At 59.4% G+C, this 18,145-nt stretch carries 15 protein-coding genes; 12 read left to right on the top strand and 3 right to left on the bottom strand.

Annotation, left to right across the window (positions count from 1 at the left end):
- Positions 1 to 127 precede the first annotated feature (127 nt).
- Both ACR0LL_RS19725 and ACR0LL_RS19720 read right to left on the bottom strand, forming a co-directional pair.
- Positions 128 to 1,228, bottom strand: coding sequence for a Gfo/Idh/MocA family protein (locus tag ACR0LL_RS19725; RefSeq protein ID WP_480588887.1), 1,101 nt, complete (start codon positions 1,226 to 1,228; stop codon positions 128 to 130).
- Between the two features lie 12 nt (positions 1,229 to 1,240).
- Positions 1,241 to 1,951: a GntR family transcriptional regulator gene (locus ACR0LL_RS19720; protein WP_480588884.1), complete on the bottom strand. Its 711-nt coding sequence runs from the start codon at positions 1,949 to 1,951 to the stop codon at positions 1,241 to 1,243.
- Between the two features lie 105 nt (positions 1,952 to 2,056).
- Between ACR0LL_RS19720 and ACR0LL_RS19715 the strand changes: the two genes are divergently transcribed.
- The 6 genes from ACR0LL_RS19715 to ACR0LL_RS19690 are packed head-to-tail and all read left to right on the top strand — an operon-like array spanning position 2,057 to position 7,633.
- Complete coding sequence (locus ACR0LL_RS19715) at positions 2,057 to 3,211, top strand: LLM class flavin-dependent oxidoreductase (protein WP_480588882.1); 1,155 nt, start codon at positions 2,057 to 2,059, stop codon at positions 3,209 to 3,211.
- Positions 3,211 to 4,101: an aldo/keto reductase gene (locus ACR0LL_RS19710; RefSeq protein ID WP_480588879.1), complete on the top strand. Its 891-nt coding sequence runs from the start codon at positions 3,211 to 3,213 to the stop codon at positions 4,099 to 4,101. The genes ACR0LL_RS19715 and ACR0LL_RS19710 overlap by 1 nt, the downstream gene beginning before the upstream one ends.
- The gene (locus tag ACR0LL_RS19705; protein WP_480588876.1) at positions 4,101 to 4,616 is read left to right on the top strand and encodes a flavin reductase family protein; all 516 of its coding nucleotides are present in this window, start codon (positions 4,101 to 4,103) and stop codon (positions 4,614 to 4,616) included. The genes ACR0LL_RS19710 and ACR0LL_RS19705 overlap by 1 nt, the downstream gene beginning before the upstream one ends.
- 53 nt (positions 4,617 to 4,669) lie before the next feature.
- Positions 4,670 to 5,257, top strand: a complete 588-nt coding sequence (locus ACR0LL_RS19700; protein ID WP_480588873.1) for a TRAP transporter small permease — start codon at positions 4,670 to 4,672, stop codon at positions 5,255 to 5,257.
- Positions 5,258 to 6,547, top strand: coding sequence for a TRAP transporter large permease (locus tag ACR0LL_RS19695; protein WP_209599366.1), 1,290 nt, complete (start codon positions 5,258 to 5,260; stop codon positions 6,545 to 6,547).
- Between the two features lie 24 nt (positions 6,548 to 6,571).
- A complete protein-coding gene (locus ACR0LL_RS19690; protein ID WP_267365607.1) occupies positions 6,572 to 7,633 on the top strand; it encodes a TRAP transporter substrate-binding protein in 1,062 nt (353 codons plus the stop codon).
- 30 nt (positions 7,634 to 7,663) lie between these two features.
- On the opposite strand, the gene ACR0LL_RS19685 is transcribed toward ACR0LL_RS19690, so the two are convergent.
- Positions 7,664 to 8,134, bottom strand: a complete 471-nt coding sequence (locus ACR0LL_RS19685) for a tetratricopeptide repeat protein (protein WP_267365609.1) — start codon at positions 8,132 to 8,134, stop codon at positions 7,664 to 7,666.
- A gap of 33 nt (positions 8,135 to 8,167) precedes the next feature.
- On the opposite strand from ACR0LL_RS19685, the gene ACR0LL_RS19680 reads away from it, so the two are divergent.
- The 6 genes from ACR0LL_RS19680 to ACR0LL_RS19655 all read left to right on the top strand — a co-directional run bounded on the left by ACR0LL_RS19680 (position 8,168) and on the right by ACR0LL_RS19655 (position 17,924).
- Positions 8,168 to 9,421 carry a cytochrome-c peroxidase gene (locus ACR0LL_RS19680; RefSeq protein WP_480588869.1) on the top strand — a complete coding sequence of 418 codons (1,254 nt, stop codon included), beginning with the start codon at positions 8,168 to 8,170 and terminating at the stop codon, positions 9,419 to 9,421.
- Positions 9,422 to 9,555: 134 nt separating this feature from the next.
- On the top strand, positions 9,556 to 10,662 hold the full coding sequence (locus ACR0LL_RS19675) for a saccharopine dehydrogenase family protein (RefSeq protein WP_480588867.1): 1,107 nt from the start codon (positions 9,556 to 9,558) through the stop codon (positions 10,660 to 10,662).
- 3 nt (positions 10,663 to 10,665) lie between these two features.
- Positions 10,666 to 12,177 carry an L-piperidine-6-carboxylate dehydrogenase gene (gene amaB / locus ACR0LL_RS19670; RefSeq protein ID WP_480588864.1) on the top strand — a complete coding sequence of 504 codons (1,512 nt, stop codon included), beginning with the start codon at positions 10,666 to 10,668 and terminating at the stop codon, positions 12,175 to 12,177.
- A 273-nt stretch (positions 12,178 to 12,450) separates the two neighbouring features.
- Entirely contained in the window at positions 12,451 to 13,347 is an 897-nt protein-coding gene (locus tag ACR0LL_RS19665; RefSeq protein WP_480588861.1) for a cyanophycinase, read from the top strand.
- Positions 13,348 to 13,362: 15 nt separating this feature from the next.
- Positions 13,363 to 16,164 carry a cyanophycin synthetase gene (gene cphA / locus ACR0LL_RS19660; protein ID WP_480588858.1) on the top strand — a complete coding sequence of 934 codons (2,802 nt, stop codon included), beginning with the start codon at positions 13,363 to 13,365 and terminating at the stop codon, positions 16,162 to 16,164.
- 14 nt (positions 16,165 to 16,178) lie between these two features.
- A complete protein-coding gene (locus tag ACR0LL_RS19655; RefSeq protein WP_480588855.1) occupies positions 16,179 to 17,924 on the top strand; it encodes a Mur ligase family protein in 1,746 nt (581 codons plus the stop codon).
- Positions 17,925 to 18,145 lie beyond the last annotated feature (221 nt).

The following is an 18,145-nucleotide window of genomic DNA, read 5'->3' as shown; positions in this document are numbered from 1 at the left end:
ACTGACAGGTCATACAGTTTTGTCCCCTACTGCGCCCCGCTTCACTAGCTGATTTACGACAGATTGGCCCGCAAGCGACACATTTGTCGCCGCGGACCTGTCTACCCTGAACCTGCCCGGGGTCAGTTTAAAGGTGCTTTAGGTGAACCGTTTCGCCGGTTTGCAGGGCCTGCTGCGCCGCCAGTCCCATTCTTACAGCCCACAGACCGTCTTGCACTGTTACATCCGGTTTGGCCTTGTGCCCGCGCACCAGATCCAGAAACCCCTTGTGCTGATAATAGGTCGAGCCGTTGTGATCACCGGCAGCCAGCAAGCGGGGATCGACAGGGATATCCTGCGATATTGGCCCCTTGGGGTCCCGCGGGCTGACGATGACCTGCGGCACGGGCGGGGTTCCCAGCTGGTTGGGCCAGAACCGTCCCGGCCCCGGCACCAGAGCCTCGACCTTGGCGTTGGGCCCGATGGCCGAAATCTCTTCCTGATAACGGGCGCCTTCGGCGAACATGCACAGCTCGAGCATCGCGCGCGTGCCATTGGCGAAATCGACCAGAACATAGCCGTGATCCAGTATGTCAGGCGTTTCGCCCTCGTAGGTTTCTTCCAGATGGTTCACCGCCTGTCCGCCGCTTGCGGCGATCCGCACCGGGTCGGATTGCAGGATCAGCCGCATCAGATCGAAGAAGTGGCAACATTTCTCGACAAAGGTGCCGCCGGTGTTGCGGTTGAACCGGTTCCAGTCGCCGACTTTCGGCAGAAACGGAAAGCGATGTTCCCGGATCGACAGCATCCTGACCCCGCCTGTGTCCCCGATCTTGTCGATCAGGGTCGCGATGGGCGGCATATAACGGTATTCCATCGCAACCCAGATCGGGTGTGGATAATCGCGCTGAACCTTCTCTAGCCTTGCGGCGTCCTGGGGGTTGGTGAACAGGGGCTTTTCCACCAATAGCGGCAAGGGGCGCGTTTGCGCGACTTCGCAGATCTGATCGACATGCAGATGGTTTGGGCTGGCGATGACAAGGCAGTCCAGGTCTTCGATATCCAACACCTCTTGCACCGACTGTACCATAACCGCACCCGGCGCAATCGCCTGCGCGGCTTTTGCCATCCCGGGATCGGGCTCGAATATCGCCGCGACACGCGTGCCGACCAGCAAGGCGATATTGTGCAGGTGTTCCTGCCCCATCATGCCACATCCGATCAGCCCGTAATTGATGGTCCGGGTCATGCGCGTTTCCTTTTACTTCAGACGTTGGACATAGGTGGCCCGGTCCGGGTCGAACCAGGTCTTTGAAAATTCGACAGGTTCGGCCTTGTCCGACCAGCTGAACCGTTCGATATAACCCACCGTTTCACCGGCGGCTTTGGTGAACGCCGCGGGCGTCCAATCGGGCAACTGGCCAATCGACACGCGATCTTCGGCCCGTGATATCCAGAAACCCAGCTGGTGCTGATAATAGCGGTAGAGCGAGTCCGACAGCAGGCTTCGCTTGATCAGGCCGGCTGATTCGTCCAGCCAGATCTCCTCGACCGCGATGATTGTGTCATTCAGATAGCGCATCCGACGTACGCGCGATCCGATGTCCGAGGTGCCAAAATCCGGCAGATCGGAAGGTTTCTTCAGATGATCGACCGACAGGATATCCGCACGCGGCAACCCGCCCCCTTGGGGCAGTTCCAGCCGGAACATCGCGTAGACACTGTTCTGGGTTCCGGTCTCGCGGATGTAATTTCCTGACCCCTGAATACGCTCCAACATGCCTTTTTTCTCAAGCTCGGCGAGCGATTTTCGCAGCGTGCCGACCGACACGTTCAGCTTGGCCGCCATGTCGCGTTCCGGGGGCAGACGCTCACCATCGATCAAACGACCCGCAGCGATATCGCGGATCAGCAGCTCGGCAATCTGAACATAGATAGGCAGGGCATTGGGGTTTCGGGTGTTCGGGGGCATTTCAGGCGCTTCATTCGGTCGCAGGAAAAATTGATACACTATTGATCTACATCAATGTGATTGCTACGCAAGAGGAAAGTAAAAGATGCACGGAGCGTGAATCAAATGACCATCGTCCCCATCACATCCCCTGATCTGGATGCGGCCGAGGTTTCGTGGTTCGCAGCACTTTGTTCGGACGATTATCAGTTTCTGGGTGTGCCCGATGGTGATCTGCGCTCCAGCTGGGAGCATTGCTCGGCCATCGTGAAAGAGGCCGAGGCACAGGGGTTTCGCAACATCCTGTGCCCGTCATCATATCAGGTTGGGCAGGACACGCTGAGCTTTGTCGCCGGTTGTGCGCCGATCACGCAAAAGATCAACCTGTTGGCTGCCGTGCGCTGCGGCGAGATGCAGCCGATCATGCTGGCCCGCACGATCGCAACGCTGGATCACATGCTGAAGGGGCGGCTGACCGTCAACATCATTTCATCCGATTTTCCCGGCGAAAAGGCCGACAGTGCCTATCGCTATCAACGCTCGCGCGAAGTGGTCGAGATCCTGAAACAGGCCTGGACGCAGGAGGAGATCAACCATGCGGGCGAGGTCTACAACTTTACAGGTCTGACAACGGACCCGGCGCGGCCCTATCAGACTGGCGGGCCGCTGCTGTATTTCGGCGGTTATTCGCCCGCGGCGCTGGAGCTGTGCGGTGAGCATTGCGATGTGTACCTGATGTGGCCGGAAACCAAGGATCAACTGGCCGAGCGGATGAAAGCTGTTCATGCAGTGGCCGAAAACTATGACCGTACGCTCGACTATGGCCTGCGGGTTCACATGATCGTTCGCGATACCGAAGCCGAGGCGCAGGAATACGCGGATTACATCGTCTCGAAACTGGATGACGACTATGGCCGCGCGATCCGCGAGCGGGCGTTGGATGCGACCTCGCTGGGTGTGGCGCATCAGACCAGGAACCGTGATCTGGCGGATGAGTATGGCTATGTGGAACCCGGTCTGTGGACAGGTGTCGGCCGCGCCCGTTCGGGCTGTGGTGCGGCACTGGTGGGATCAACCGATCAGGTCATGTCAAAGATCGAAGACTACCGGAAGATGGGCATTCGCGCCTTCATCTTCTCGGGTTATCCGCACATGGATGAGGCCAAGCATTTCGGTGCTCGTGTGATGCCGCATCTGAAAACATGCTCGCTGCCCGAAGCGTACGGGCGTGTGCCCAAGACACCCCCGGCCACGCCGCTGGGCAATGGAGTGCGCCGCTGATGCAACGTGTGAAACTATCCCCGACGCTGGAAATGAGCCGCCTTGTCTATGGCATGTGGCGGCTGGGTGACGATAGCGACACCTCGGCAGGGCATGTCGAGGCCAAGATTCAAGCCTGTCTTGATCAGGGCATCACCACCTTCGATCAGGCCGACATATATGGCGGATACGCGGCGGAAGCCGTTCTGGGCAACGCCTTGCGCGCCAATCCCGGCCTGCGCCAGAAGATGGAGATCGTCACCAAATGTGACATCGTCGCGCCCGTGGGGCGGCATTCAGATGCGAAGGTCAAATACTATGACACCTCGCGCGCGCATATCCTGAAGTCCATCGACACGTCCCTGTCGGAGATGGCCATCGACCACATCGATCTGTTGCTGATCCACCGCCCTGATCCGTTCATGGACCACCACGAAACCGGGGCAGCACTGGATGAGGCTGTCGCCAGCGGCAAGGTGGGCGCGGTTGGTGTTTCGAACTTCCGTCCGTGGGACTGGACCCTGCTGCAATCGGCGATGAAAACCCGGCTGGTCACCAACCAGATCGAGATCTCACTGGGAGAGATCACCCCTTTCACCAACGGAGATCTGGCGTTTCACCAACAGCACGGGCACCACCTTATGGCGTGGTCGCCGCTGGGGGGTGGGCTGTTGATGGCCGGAAACCCGCCCGTTGGGGTTGTCGCTGATGAAATCGCAGAAGAGTTCGGTGTAGACCGGGCCGCTGTGGCCGTGGCCTTCCTGCTGGCTCATCCGGCGGGCATTCTGCCGGTTCTGGGCACCAACAACCTGAACCGTATCAAACGCATCTCGGACGCGCTGAAAGTCACAATTGATCGCGAAACCTGGTTCCGCCTGTACGAGGCGGCGCTGGGGCATGAGGTAGCATGATGAACGCAATCTCAAGAAACATGACCCGCACTTTTGTGCCACACAAGGACGACACCCGGACCCTGCGGGATGCTTTTGGGCGGTTCGCAACCGGCGTTACCATTGTGACATGCGACAGCGGTGACGGCCCGATCTGCATCACGGCCAATAGCTTTTCGTCGCTGTCGCTGGACCCGCCACTGATCATGTGGGCCGGTGACCGCAACTCGCGCCGGTTCCCCTATTTTCGCGCGGCACGGCATTTCACGGTGCATGTGTTATCGTCTGCGCAGGCCGAGCTGTGTTTTGGCTGCTCGAAAGATGCACATGCCCTGCGCGACATCCGGCATGAGCGCTGTGCAAACGGCACCCCGCTGCTGTCGGATTGCCTGGCACGATTTGAATGCGAACAACATGCCTATCACGACGCGGGCGATCACGTGATCGTGGTGGGCAAAGTCCTGAAGGCCAGCATGAGCGACGGCGACGCGCTGACGTTCTACGCCGGGAAAATGGGCCAATTCGCGCAGCACTAAGCGCGATCTGACGACCGCGGGACACACCTGCGGCTGAACAAGGGAGGATCCGCATGGGCGGACTGGCATCGGTGCTTGCGCCGATTGCATTTGTGAACGAAACCGTGCTGCGTCTGGGCCGCGCGGTTGGCGTTGTTGCGATTGCATTCATGGTCATCGCAATCCTTATTCAGGTGTTCTTCCGATACGTTCTGGGCAACGCCCTGCCCTGGCCGGATGAGGCCGCGCGGTTCTGCATGTTGTGGATGACCGGGTTGATGGCACCGACGGCCTTTCGGCGCGGCGGCTTTGTAGCTATCGACATGCTGCAACGGTTTTTGCCGCGTATGCTCGGCCTGTCGCTCAATCTGTTCCTCCTGCTGGTCTCGCTGGCCGTGCTTTTGGTTGCGGTCAATATCGGCTGGTCCGAGGTCACCGGCTTTGGCGGCAGGTTCGCCACCGCCGCCCTGTACCTGCCGACATCGCTTGGGTTTGACGAGTGGTATCGCATTCCGCGCAGCTGGATGATGGCTTCGCTGCTGGTGGGCATCATTCTGCTGATCTCGGTCAATATCGAGCTTATCCTGCGTTCCATGGTCACCTTGCTTGGCGGCGCGCATCTTTTGCCGGACATTCCCGACGCAGCGGTGGGGGCCGAATAGATGCTGATCTGGTTCCTGCCCACTTTCCTGATTTTCCTGCTGATTGGCTTGCCGGTCTTTTTCGCGCTTCTGGCGGCGCCCGGCATCCTGCTGTGGCTGAACGGACAGACGAACGACATCACCCTGCTTTATCGCAATGTCTACAACGGCATGGACAGCTTTCCGCTGATGGCCATCCCGTTCTTCATGCTGGCCGGTGAAATGATGAACCGTGGCGGCATTACCATCCGCCTTGTCGAATTCAGCCAGGCCCTGATGGGCCATCTGCGCGGGGGGCTGGCGCATGTAAATGTGCTGAGCTCGATCCTATTCGCGGGCCTTTCGGGGTCTGCGGTGGCTGACACATCCGCCCTGGGGTCGATGCTGATCCCGGCGATGGAAAAACAGGGCTACACCCGCAAATTCGCCGCAGCGATCACAGCCGCGAGTTCGGTGATCGGGCCGATCATCCCACCCTCGGGCATTATGATTATCTATGCCTATGTCATGGGCGAAAGCGTGGCCGCCTTGTTTCTTGCAGGCATCGTGCCCGGGATCATGGTCGGTGTCGGCCTGATGGTGATGATCAAGTTCATGGCCGACAAGTACGACTTTCCCGTCGCCAGCCGGAAATACACATGGGATGAGCGGCGCAAAGCCAGCCTCAAGGCGTTCTTCCCGCTGATGACGCCTGTGATCATTCTGGGCGGTATTCTGGGGGGCATCTTTACCCCGACCGAAGCCGCCGCAGTCGCTGTGGGCTACGCCTTTATCATCGGGTTTTTCGTTCTGCGCACACTGACCCTGAGGGAAATTCCCGACGTTCTGAGCAATGCAGGTATGACGTCGGCCGTGGTGCTGCTGCTGGTTGGCGCAGCAATGGCGTTCAAGACCGTGGTCAGCCTGAGCCATGCCCCGGAACAATTGGCCTCGTTGATCCTCAGCCTGTCGGAAAATCCGCTGATCCTGTTGTTCCTGATCAACCTGTTGTTGTTCATCGTTGGCATGTTTCTGGACGCAGGCCCTGCGATCATCATCCTTGGGCCTATCCTTGGCCCGATTTTCACCAGTCTCGGTGTAGACCCGATCCATTTCGCCATCATCATGAGCGTCAATCTGACCGTCGGCCTTGCCACGCCCCCCATGGGGCTGGTGCTGTTCGTGGCCGCCGCCGTGTCGCGGGAGCGGGTCGAGACGATCGCCAAGGCGATCCTGCCGTTCTTGGCGGTCGAAATCATCGTGATCTTTCTGATCACCTACATCCCCGCACTATCCATGACGATCCCGAGGATAACGGGATTTGCAAATTGACTGAGTATCACAGGGAGGAAACGCATGCTCGGAAACTTCATAAAAACAGCGGCGATTGCCACATCGCTTGTGGCCGCGTCTGTGGTCGCGGCGACGGCTGCGGACTATACGCTGCGCGCCACTGCCAATTCGAACGAAAATGACGAGGATTACGACGGTCTGATCGTTTTCAAGAACTATGTCGAGGCGGCGTCGAACGGCGCCATCGAGGTTGAGTTGTTCATCGGCACCCAGCTGTGTTCGAACGGTGCTGAATGCCTGCAGGGCGTGGCGGATGGCACCATCGATATCTATATCTCTACCTCGGGCGGGGCGTCGGGCATCTTCCCCTATGTGCAGGTTCTGGACCTGCCCTATCTGATGGCCGATGACCGGATCGCCGAGCATGTTCTGTCGGGCGATTTCACCCGCACCATGCGCGACATGGCGCTTGAGGATTCCGGAGGCGCGATCCGCCTGATGACCATCGGCAACACCGGAGGCTGGCGCAACTTCGCCAACACAAAACACCGCGTCGCCGAGCCTGCCGACATGGAAGGTCTGAAAATCCGCACCGTTGTCGCCGACCTGCCGCAGGAACTGGTCAAGGCACTGGGCGCGTCACCTACACCGATCCCGTGGCCGGAACTCTTCACCAGCTTCCAGACCGGCGTTGTCGAGGGGTCAAAGAACGGCATCACCGACATCATGGGCATGAAGTTCCCGGATGCCGGCCTGCAATATGTCACGTTGGACGGGCACGCCTATATGGGTGCGCTGTGGTGGATGAACAACGCCAAATTCCAGGCGATGCCGGAAGATATGCGTCGGGTCGTTGTCGATGGGTTCTACGCCCTGCAACAGGCCACCTTTGCATCGCCCAAGCGCAAGTCGATCCAGGCGTATGAGGACTTCGTCGCAGGTGGCGGCGACCTGTATGTCCCGACGCCCGAACAGAAGGCGGCGTTCAAAGCTGCGGCTTCGCCCGTCTATGACTGGTTCCAGACCAATGTTGCCCGTGGTGATGAAATCTTTGCCGCGCTGACCGAAGCGGTCGCGGCGGCTGAGGCGGACGTGAACGCCTCGCGCAATGCGGACCTGAACTAAACGGATGGGTCGGGCCTTGTGGCCCGGCCCTTATCGAAACGGGTACATCCACCCTTTGTAGTCGTTGACCAGAACATGCGCCTTCTCGATCTGCTCCGGCGACATTTTCTTGATCACTTCCTCAAGGCTGATCGCCGCATCGGGATCGCCGCCAATGGCGCTGAGCGTGTACCACATATAGGCCCGCACCAGATCGGGCGCGGGCATTCCCAGACCCAGTTCATAGTACCAGCCAACCCCCGACTGCGCCCCCGGATGCCCCTTCATCGAGGCACGCAGATACCATTCAAACGCTCTTTCGTGGTCCTGCTCGACCCCAAGACCCAGCCCGTACATCACACCTATCAGTTCCTCGGCCTCGGCATTGCCCGACCGGGCGGCGGGCAGCAGTTCCGCGCGCGCGGCTTCAAACTCTCCGGCCTCCATCATATCACGTGCCTGTTCCAGCTCAGCCAGAGCCGGGGTCGCAAGAAAACAAAGGGTAAAGAGAAACTGGCGCATTGGGCGATTGTCCTCGTTTGGGCGGGGGCCGCGGTGGCGCAGGACCTGCCGCGCCCGCTGACGGATGATGACTTTATCCCATTTGATATGGAACAGGCCGCTATCGGTCATCAACTGTTTTACGATCCGATCCTGTCAGGCAATCTGAACATTTCATGCGCCCATTGCCATCACCCCGATTTCGGCACCTCTGACGGGTTGTCTCTGGGGATCGGTGAAGGCGGACAGGGTCTTGGCCCGGACCGCACGCCGGGTACCGGCGCGGACAGGATCCGCAAACGCATTCCCCGAAATGCGCCGGGGTTGTGGAACCTCGGGGCAAAGGACATCCATACCGTTTTCCACGATGGCCGCCTGAGCATCTCGGATATCTATGGCAACGGGTTCAATTCGCCTGCACAGGAATGGCTGCCCGGCGGATTGAACTCGCTTCTGGCAGCGCAGGCTTTATTTCCGCTGACCGCGCAATTCGAGATGGCCGGTAATGTCGCTGAAAACCAGGTGACCGGCGCGGTTCACGACAGGATTGACAAGGGCTGGCCGATCCTTGCCAAACGCGTGCGGACTGATCCGCGCTATGGCCCAGCCATAGTCGCGGCTTTTGACGATATCGAGACCACCGAAGACATCACGATCACCCAGATTGCCAACGCGCTGGCGGCCTTCATGGCCATTGAATGGCGCAGCACCGACAGCCCATACGACCAGTACTTGGCTGGGGACAAGGATGCGCTGTCAGACATCCAGAAAGACGGGATGAACCTGTTTTATGGCAATGCGCGATGCGCGACATGCCATGAGGGTCCGTTGATGTCGGACCAAGAGTTTCACGCGCTGGGTTTGCCCCCTTTCGGGCCGGGTCGGACCCGGCAATGGGATCCATATGCGCGGGACGTTGGGCGGATGGCGGAAAGCAACCGTGTGGAAGACGCCTATCGCTTTCGCACGCCGATGCTGCGCAATGTCGCCCTGACTGCGCCTTATGGACATAACGGCGCTTTTGCGGATCTCGAAAGCATGATCCGTCACCATCTTGACCCACAGACCAGCCTTGCCAAATGGAAACCCGACATGGCTGCGTTGCCCAAGGTCCCCTGGTTGCAAGAGGTGGATTTCGTGGTGTGGGACGACCGGTTCGAGATGGAACGCCAGCGCAGCAGGATCGACATTGTGCCAGTGACGCTTTCGGATGCGGAAATCGCCGCTCTGGTCGCTTTTCTGCATTCCTTGACGGGCACTGGCGTTGGCTCTCCTCCTTTCGGGGTGCCGGCCGATTTCAACCCCTGATGGCGGTCACGCCATAATGACAATTATTCCGGCATAATGTCGGATAAGTCGATCACTTCGTCAAATTGCGGCCTATGAAATGTCTGGCCAGCCTTGCACCATAATATCAGGAACAGAAATTTACGGAGACGTTGATGTCCTGGAATATTTGCGTAATCGGGGCTGGCAAGATCGGTCAGATGATCGCGACGCTGCTGAGGGCCTCGCCAAACTATACAGTGACTGTGGCTGACCATGACCTGAAAGCGCTGGGTGAAATCACAAGGCTTGGGATTGGAACAAAGCAGATTGATGCCCGGGATGCGGACAATCTGGCAAAGGAGCTGACCGGGTTTAACGCCGTGGTTTCAGCGGCACCGTTCTTTCTTACCCCAAACATTGCCAAGGCCGCCAAAGAGGCGGGCGCGCATTATTTTGACCTAACCGAAGACGTCGCGGCCACCGAGGCCGTACGCCAGCTGGCCGAAGGCAGTGAGACGGCTTTCATGCCGCAATGTGGTCTGGCACCTGGTTTTGTGGGTATCTCCGGAGCCGCGCTTGCAGCGGAGTTTGATGAGCTGGACAGCCTGCATATGCGGGTGGGCGCGCTGCCGCTTTATCCGACCAATGCGCTGAAATACAATCTGACCTGGTCGACCGATGGGTTGATCAACGAGTACTGCAATCCCTGCGACGCCATCGTGAACGGCAAACTGGTCAAGACCGCGCCGCTGGAAGATTACGAGATTCTGGGTCATGATGGCGTGGAATACGAATGCTTCAACACCTCGGGCGGGTTGGGCACGCTGCCGGAAACGCTGGAAGGCAAGGCGCGGGCCGTGTCTTATCGCACGATCCGGTATCCCGGCCATTGTGAAATCCTGAAACTGCTGCTGCACGATCTGGGGCTGGAACGCCGCCGCGATCTGCTGAAAGGTCTCTTCGAGACCGCCCTGCCCCGCACCGATCAGGACGTTGTGCTGGTCTATTGCACGGCCAAGGGCTTGATCAACGGTGTTCTGCGCGAGAAATCTTTGATCAACAAGAGCTTTTCCCGCACCATCAACGGACAGGTCTGGAGTGCCATTCAGGTCACCACAGCTGCGGGTATTCTGGGCGTTGTTGACCTGATGCGCACCGGCACGCTGCCTTCGAAAGGGTTCGTCCGGCAGGAACAGGTCAAACTGAACGACTTCCTGAATACAGAATTTGGCCAGCTGTATCGTGCTGGTGACGTGACCCGGCAAAACAAGGCGGCCTGAGATATGAAAGACATCGTAATGACAGCCCAAACCACGCTTGCAAATCTGGATCTGACGGATGCTGCATTGAAGGGCGGCACTCTGAAGGTGACGTCGCCGATTGACGGTAGCCTGCTGGCCGATGTGCATGAAACGCCGGCCACCGAAATGGACGCGATCATTGCCCGCGCCAAAAACGCGTTCAAGGCGTGGCGCGTTGTGCCGGCCCCGCGTCGGGGCGAGCTGATCCGCCTGCTGGGCGAAGAGCTGCGTGCGGCCAAGGACGATCTGGGCGCGCTTGTCAGCTGGGAGGCCGGCAAGATCACCTCCGAAGGTTTGGGCGAAGTGCAGGAGATGATCGACATCTGCGACTTTGCCGTTGGTCTGTCGCGTCAGCTTTATGGTCTGACCATCGCGTCGGAACGCCCAGGTCATCGGATGATGGAAACCTGGCATCCGGCGGGCCCGGTCGGGGTGATCTCGGCCTTCAATTTCCCGGTTGCGGTCTGGTCGTGGAATGCCGCTTTGGCACTGGTCTGTGGCGATCCGGTGATCTGGAAACCGTCCGAGAAGACCCCGCTGACGGCGATGGCCTGCCAGAAGATCTTTGAACGCGCGCTGGTGCGGTTTGGCGATGCCCCCGAAGGGTTGCTTCAGGTCCTGATCGGTGGCGCGGAGTTGGGCGAGGCGCTGGTGGCCAGCGAAGATGTTCCGATCATCTCGGCCACGGGGTCCACACGAATGGGTCGTGCGGTTGCGCCCATTGTTGCGGCACGCTTTGGCAAGTGCATTCTGGAACTGGGTGGCAACAACGCGATGATCGTAGGCCCTTCGGCGGATCTGGAAATGGCCGTGCGCGCCATTGTCTTCTCGGCCGTTGGAACCGCCGGTCAGCGTTGCACCACGCTGCGCCGTCTGATCGTGCACAACTCGATCCGTGAGGAACTGGTGGGCCGCCTGAAAAAGGCTTATGCCGGTCTGGCCATCGGCAATCCGCTGTCTGAGGGCACGTTGATCGGGCCACTGGTGGATGAGGCATCGGGTGCCGCCATGACATCCGCACTGGAGGCCGCAAGGGCCGAAGGCGGCACCGTGTTTGGCGGTGAACGCGTGACCGAAGGGCTTCCTGCGGGTGTCTATATGCAGCCCGCAATTGTCGAAATGCCCGGCCAAAGCGCGGTCGTGAAAACCGAAACTTTCGCGCCGATCCTTTATGTCATGGGCTACGACGACTTTGACGAAGCGATCCAGCTTCAAAACGATGTGCCGCAAGGGCTGTCATCCTGTGTGTTCACGCTGAACATGCGCGAGGCCGAGCAGTTTCTGACTGCGGCGGGGTCGGATTGCGGTATTGCCAACGTCAACATAGGCCCCTCGGGCGCCGAGATCGGTGGCGCATTCGGTGGCGAAAAGGAAACCGGCGGCGGACGCGAAAGCGGCTCGGACGCGTGGAAATCCTATATGCGTCGCCAGACCAACACAGTGAACTACTCGGCAGAACTCCCGCTAGCGCAGGGTGTCAAATTCGACATCTGAACCAGCGCGCAAACTGACGAGCAATCTGATCCCCCCGGAGCTTTGATGTTTCGGGGGGATCGCTTTTGTCGTGCAGGGTTTTGCAGTGGCAGGCTGAAGCACGCACAAAACCGGTGGTTCTTGACGAAATCCCTGCCGTGCGGCATGTGATGTCGCTGGGGGGGAACGGCATGTCCGATAAGGTCAGATGGTCCGACACGGCATGTATGAACAGGTTAAGCGACCGAGTGGCCCCGATGGCTGGCTGCTTTTATACCGGAAGGTAAGTAAGATATGTGCCCTGCACCCGTTGATGCAGAGACCCCGCGCGGGTTCATCATCCCGATCGGCGGCGGCGAAGACCGCGTCAAGGAAATGCAGATTCACCGCAAGTTCGTTGAGCTGTCTGGTGGTCCTGATGCCGATATTGTCGTGATCCCGACGGCCTCGATGTTGGAAGAGACCGGACCGGATTACAATCGCATCTTTTCCGAGCTGGGTGCGGGCAAGGTCGAATTTCTGCCCATCTCGCGGCGTGCCGATTGCGACAATCCTGATTTTGCCGAGATGCTGGACCGCGCTACAGGGATATTCATGACCGGCGGCAACCAGCTGCGGCTGTCGGCGATTCTGGGTGGCACGCTTGTGGCGCAGAAAATTCGCCGCCGGAATGCGGCCGGTGTGCCGGTTGCCGGCACTTCGGCCGGGGCGTCGATCATGTCCGAACACATGGTGGCCGGGGGCAGCAGCAACTCGGCTCCGGCTGAGGGCAATATCACGCTGGCTCCGGGCATGGGTTTGACCAACGCCGTCATCATCGACCAGCACTTCACACAGCGCAATCGGCTGGGACGTTTGCTAACCGCTTCATCTTTCAACCCTTTTTTGATAGGACTGGGTATCGACGAAGACACGGCAGCCTTCATCGGACCCGATAATGTCCTTGAAGTCGTGGGCAGCGGATCGGTTACCGTCGTGGACGCCAGTCATCTGACCCATTCATCGATGTGGGACGCGCGCCGCGGCGAAGCACTGAGCCTGCTTGGACTTCGGCTTGACGTTCTGGGCGAAGGGTGCCGTTATGATCTGACGGCTCGCCAGGCTTTTCCGCCGGATGAGCATTTGGCGTTCTGCACATTGCCGGACATGTCCGGTCAAGAGGCCGCCAGCGGGGGGATAACAAAAAGCTAACCAACGGGGAGCCTCATGAAAATAATCTCGACCAATGTCTTTGTCGGCCCGAATGTCTGGGCAAGTTTTCCGGTCATTCGCCACGTCATCGATCTGGGTGTTCTGGAAGAGTGGCCCTCGGCAAAAATTGGTTCCGAGTTTATTGACGCCTTGATCAAGGCGCTTCCCGGTCTGGCGGAACACGGCTGTTCCTATCGCGAACCCGGCGGCTTCATCCGCCGCCTGCGCGAGGATGAAGGCACCTGGCTGGGACATGTGCTGGAACATTGCGCCATCGAAGTGCAGAACGTGGCCGGATCCGACGTTACCTTTGGCCGTACGCGCGGCACAGGTGAGCCGGGCCAGTACAATATGGTCTATGAATACCGCCAGCGCGACGTCGGTCTGGATGCGGGCAATCTGGCGATGCGGTTGCTGATGCATCTGCTGCCGCAATCCCTGAAAGATCAGGTGGACTACGAATTCGACCCGGACTTTAATTGGGATGAAGAACTGCGCAGCTTTGTTCTGCGGGCGCAACGCAAGGAATTTGGCCCATCGACCGGATCGCTGGTCAAGGCGGCGCAGGAACGCGATATTCCTTGGATCAGGCTGAATTCCGGCTCGCTTGTGCAATTTGGACACGGCAAGTTTCAGAAACGCATTCAGGCGACAATTACGTCCGAGACCAAGCATATCTCGGTCGAGATATCCTGTGACAAGGAAGACACCCATAATCTGCTGAACGATCTTGGCCTGCCGGTTCCGCAGCAGCGCATGGTCTATTCGGCCCGCGAGGCCGTACGCGCGGCAGCCCGGATCGGGTTTCCGGTGGTGGTCAAACCGTTGGACGCCAACCATGGGCGCGGCGTTTCGATCAATCTGAATTCCGATGCCGAGGTCGAGGCGGGTTTTGCCGAGGCCAAGGAGCATTCGCGCAGCCGCGCCATTCTGGTCGAGAGCTTCATCACCGGCTTTGATCACCGGATGCTGGTCGTGAACGACAAACTGGTTGCGGTGGCCAAACGCGTCCCCGGCCATGTAATAGGCGACGGAACCCATACGATTGCCGAACTGGTCGACATCGTGAACCAGGACCCGCGCCGGGGCATCGGGCACGAAAAAGTGCTGACCAGGCTCGAGCTGGACAATCAGGCTAACCGCCTGATGGAGAATGCGGGCGTGACGGAAGACACTGTCCTGCCCGAGGGTGAGGTTTTCTATCTGCGCTCAACCGCGAACCTGTCAACCGGTGGCACCGCCATCGATCTGACCGACGTGGTGCATCCCGACAACCGCGACATGGCCGAACGCGCCATCATGGCGGTCGGGCTGGATGTGGGCGGTGTCGATTTCCTGATCGACGATATTACCAAATCCTACAAGGATATCGGTGGCGCGATTGTCGAAGTAAATGCGGCCCCCGGTTTCCGGATGCATGTGGCCCCGTCCGAAGGTCAGCCGCGCGATGTGGCGGGCAAGGTCATCGACATGCTGTTCCCTGCCAATGAACAGACCCGCATCCCGATTGCAGCAATCACCGGCACCAACGGCAAGACGACAACGTCGCGGATGCTGGGTCATATCATGAAAACCAGTGGCAAGATCGTTGGCATGACCTCGACCGACGGCGTCTATGTGGATGGCAAGCTGAGCGTCAAGGGGGACATGACCGGCCCGAAATCGGCACAGATCGTCCTGCGTGATCCGATGGTCGATTTTGCAGTTATGGAAACCGCGCGGGGCGGGCTGGTTCGCTCGGGTCTGGGCTATCAACGCTCGAACGTGGCGGCCTGTCTGAACGTCTCGGCAGATCATCTGGGCCTGGGCGGGATCAATACGGTCGAGGAGCTGGCCGTCGTCAAACGGGTGGTGGTGGAAAGCGCAACCGATACGGCCGTTCTGAACGCTGACGACATCAATTGTCTGAAGATGGCCGATTACGCCGGGGCGGATCAGATCTTCTATGTCACGACCAACCCCGGTCACAGTCTGGTCAAGGAACATATCAAGACAGGGGGCAAGGCCATCGTGCTGGAAAAAGGCATGAATGGCGACATGCTGACCATCTATGACAAAGGGCTTCACATCCCGGTTCTGTGGTCGCATCTGATCCCCGCCACGCTTGAAGGCAAGGCGATCTTCAACGTGCAAAACGCCATGGTCGCAGCTGCAATGGCCTATAGCTTTGGGGTCGATCTGGACAATATCCGGCATGGACTGCGCACTTTCGACACAAGTTATTTCCAGGCACCGGGGCGGATGAATGTCTATGATGAACATCCCTTCAAGGTGATCCTTGATTACGGCCACAACCCTGCCGCGCTGAAGGCGATGGCCGCTTTGGCCGATCAGTTGGAGGTCAAGGGTCGCAGGCTGTGCGTTGTTGCGATGCCCGGTGATCGGCGCGATGAAGACATCGTTGATGGGGCCGCAGCGCTGGCCGGGCATTTTGACCACTTCATCTGCAAGGCCGATGACCGCCGCCGGGGTCGCGGGCATGACGAGGTGCCGCAAATGATGCGGCAGGCCCTGATCGATTGCGGGACGCCGGATGAGGCAATCTCGATCATCCCGGATGAGGTTGAGGCCGTGACCACAGCGCTGGAGATGGCGGCACCGGGCGATCTGCTGGTGATCTTCGGAGATGACACCACACGCTGCTGGAAACAGATCATCTACTTCAATTCCGATGGAGAAACCTCTGAAACCGAAGCGACACCCAAGACCAGTTCCGCCGACACCACGTTCGAGGACATGTTCGACAGCGATCAGAACCTGATCCGGGACGAACGCGGTGTAAGACTGGCGCGTGAAATCAGCGAAGACGCGGATTGAGCGGAGGTACCGGAATGGACCGGATCGAAGAGCTTGAAACCGCGCTGACCATCGAAAGCGCGACCGCTGATCATATTCAGGTGGATGACGCGCGGCGACTGACCGGCCCCGGCCTGTTGTGGGATCACCCCGGCGCGGTGATGGATGTGTTTTTCACTGTTATCGACCCCGCGCAGGTCATTGCAGTGTGGGAAAAACACGCCCGGCGCGTTCTGGATGCGCTTGGCTGGCAGGATCAGGCGCTGACCCACCGTACCTTTACCGGAGGCGTCAATCTGGCAATCTCGGCACCGATGGATCAGCTTTATTCCGCGATCTTTGCGGCTCAGACCGCCTGGCATTTCTGCGCGGCAGAGTTGCTGGAGACCACGCCGGGCGATTTTGATCAGATGATCCGGGACGTCAAAGGCGTCATGGCGAAGGAGGCCAATCCTGCGCTGATCGCCCTGATCGCGGCAGCCGACGCGCATGGTGTGGATATCCTTTGCGACGATGATGAGATTTCCATCGGGCATGGAACCGGCAGCCAAACCTGGCCTGTCGACGCGTTGCCCGCCCCGGATGACGTGGTCTGGCCCGCCTTTCACAACATCCCCGTCGCCTTCATCACCGGAACCAACGGCAAGACCACCACGACCCGGTTGCTGGAGGCGATCGCCCGCGCCTCGGGCAAGGTCGCAGGGCTGACCTCGACCGAGTTTGTGCGGGTGGGCGACGATATTCTGGATCGCGGCGACTATTCCGGCCCCGGCGGAGGGCGGATGTTGCTGCGCGACAAGCGGCTTGAAATCGGATGCCTTGAAGTGGCCCGTGGGGGTATCCTGCGCCGCGGCCTGCCGACGCGTGCCGCTATGGCCGCCACTGTCACCAACGTGGCGAACGATCATCTGGGGCAATACGGCGTCAACACGGTGCCCGAGCTGGCTCAGGCGAAATTCGCCGTGCACCGGACACTGACCAAGGGCGGCGTTCTGGCCCTGAATGCCGATGATCCTTTTGTCCGTGCCGAAGCCGAAAACACGGCGGCGAATATCTGGTGGTTTTCACTGGATGCCGGGAATGATCTGATCCGTCGGGCGCGCGACGCGGGAACATGCTGCGCTTATGTCTCGCAGGGCAATATCGTCTTTTTCGACGGCCGGTCCGAGCATACGGTCATTGCCGTGTCCGACGTGCCCCTGACCATGGGCGGGGTCGCGAAATACAACATCCTGAACGCTCTGGCGGCTATGTGCCTTGCGCTGGCTTTGAAACTGCCGCTTGAAGCGGTTCGGCATGGGTTGGCCGGGTTCAAACCGGATGCCAAGGACAATCCGGGTCGCTGCAACGAATTCCAGCACAACGGCGCTCAGGTTTTCGTGGATTTCGCGCATAATCCGCATTCGATTTCTGCCGTGTGCGATGCGCTGTCGGCCCTGCCGGCAAAACGGCGGTTCATCATGCTCAGCCATGCCGGAGACCGCTCGGACCAGGACATTCGCGACGTCACCGCAACCGCCTTGAATTTCCAACCCGACGTGGTCGTTGCTGCTGAACTGGAAGGGTATCTACGGGGCCGCGCTTTGGGAGAGATACCGGACCTGATTGAAAAGTCGGCTCTGGAACAAGGGTATGACAAGACCCAGATCCAAAGGGCCGCATCCCCGTCCGAGGCCGCCGCGATGATCCTGAAACAGGTGGAACCGGGCGATCTGGCCCTGCTGCTGGTTCTGTCGGAACGCGACGCCGTGCTTGAGATGCTGGACCAGCAGGTGACGTAGTGGGGTGACGGAGCAGTAAGGCAGCGAGCCGCCATCTCCGGCTGCGGTCATCTGAGCAGCAAATTGCGCAACACCCTTGCATTGAAACCCAGCCTGACAATACTCGCCCAACACAGGCAACAGACGGTTAAGGTTAGGTGTTATGGAGATTGAGCAGACGGGGTTGTCGGGTGTGTTGGTTATTCGCCCGCAGCGGCATGGGGATTTGCGCGGGTTTTTTT

This window comes from Ruegeria sp. AI2, from assembly GCF_056541275.1.
The sequence above is the reverse complement of the archived record's forward strand: the minus strand, read 5'-3'. Positions and strand labels throughout refer to the sequence as shown.

Excerpts from the sequence above, each read along its gene's own strand:
- cphA (WP_480588858.1), top strand. The coding sequence starts at position 13,363 with ATGAAAATAATCTCGACCAATGTCTTTGTCGGCCCGAATGTCTGGGCA.
- ACR0LL_RS19710 (WP_480588879.1), top strand. The coding sequence starts at position 3,211 with ATGCAACGTGTGAAACTATCCCCGACGCTGGAAATGAGCCGCCTTGTC.
- ACR0LL_RS19725 (WP_480588887.1), bottom strand. The coding sequence starts at position 1,228 with ATGACCCGGACCATCAATTACGGGCTGATCGGATGTGGCATGATGGGG.
- ACR0LL_RS19655 (WP_480588855.1), top strand. The coding sequence starts at position 16,179 with ATGGACCGGATCGAAGAGCTTGAAACCGCGCTGACCATCGAAAGCGCG.
- ACR0LL_RS19665 (WP_480588861.1), top strand. The coding sequence starts at position 12,451 with ATGTGCCCTGCACCCGTTGATGCAGAGACCCCGCGCGGGTTCATCATC.
- ACR0LL_RS19700 (WP_480588873.1), top strand. The coding sequence starts at position 4,670 with ATGGGCGGACTGGCATCGGTGCTTGCGCCGATTGCATTTGTGAACGAA.
- ACR0LL_RS19675 (WP_480588867.1), top strand. The coding sequence starts at position 9,556 with ATGTCCTGGAATATTTGCGTAATCGGGGCTGGCAAGATCGGTCAGATG.
- ACR0LL_RS19715 (WP_480588882.1), top strand. The coding sequence starts at position 2,057 with ATGACCATCGTCCCCATCACATCCCCTGATCTGGATGCGGCCGAGGTT.
- ACR0LL_RS19685 (WP_267365609.1), bottom strand. The coding sequence starts at position 8,134 with ATGCGCCAGTTTCTCTTTACCCTTTGTTTTCTTGCGACCCCGGCTCTG.
- amaB (WP_480588864.1), top strand. The coding sequence starts at position 10,666 with ATGAAAGACATCGTAATGACAGCCCAAACCACGCTTGCAAATCTGGAT.
- ACR0LL_RS19695 (WP_209599366.1), top strand. The coding sequence starts at position 5,258 with ATGCTGATCTGGTTCCTGCCCACTTTCCTGATTTTCCTGCTGATTGGC.
- ACR0LL_RS19705 (WP_480588876.1), top strand. The coding sequence starts at position 4,101 with ATGAACGCAATCTCAAGAAACATGACCCGCACTTTTGTGCCACACAAG.
- ACR0LL_RS19720 (WP_480588884.1), bottom strand. The coding sequence starts at position 1,951 with ATGCCCCCGAACACCCGAAACCCCAATGCCCTGCCTATCTATGTTCAG.
- ACR0LL_RS19690 (WP_267365607.1), top strand. The coding sequence starts at position 6,572 with ATGCTCGGAAACTTCATAAAAACAGCGGCGATTGCCACATCGCTTGTG.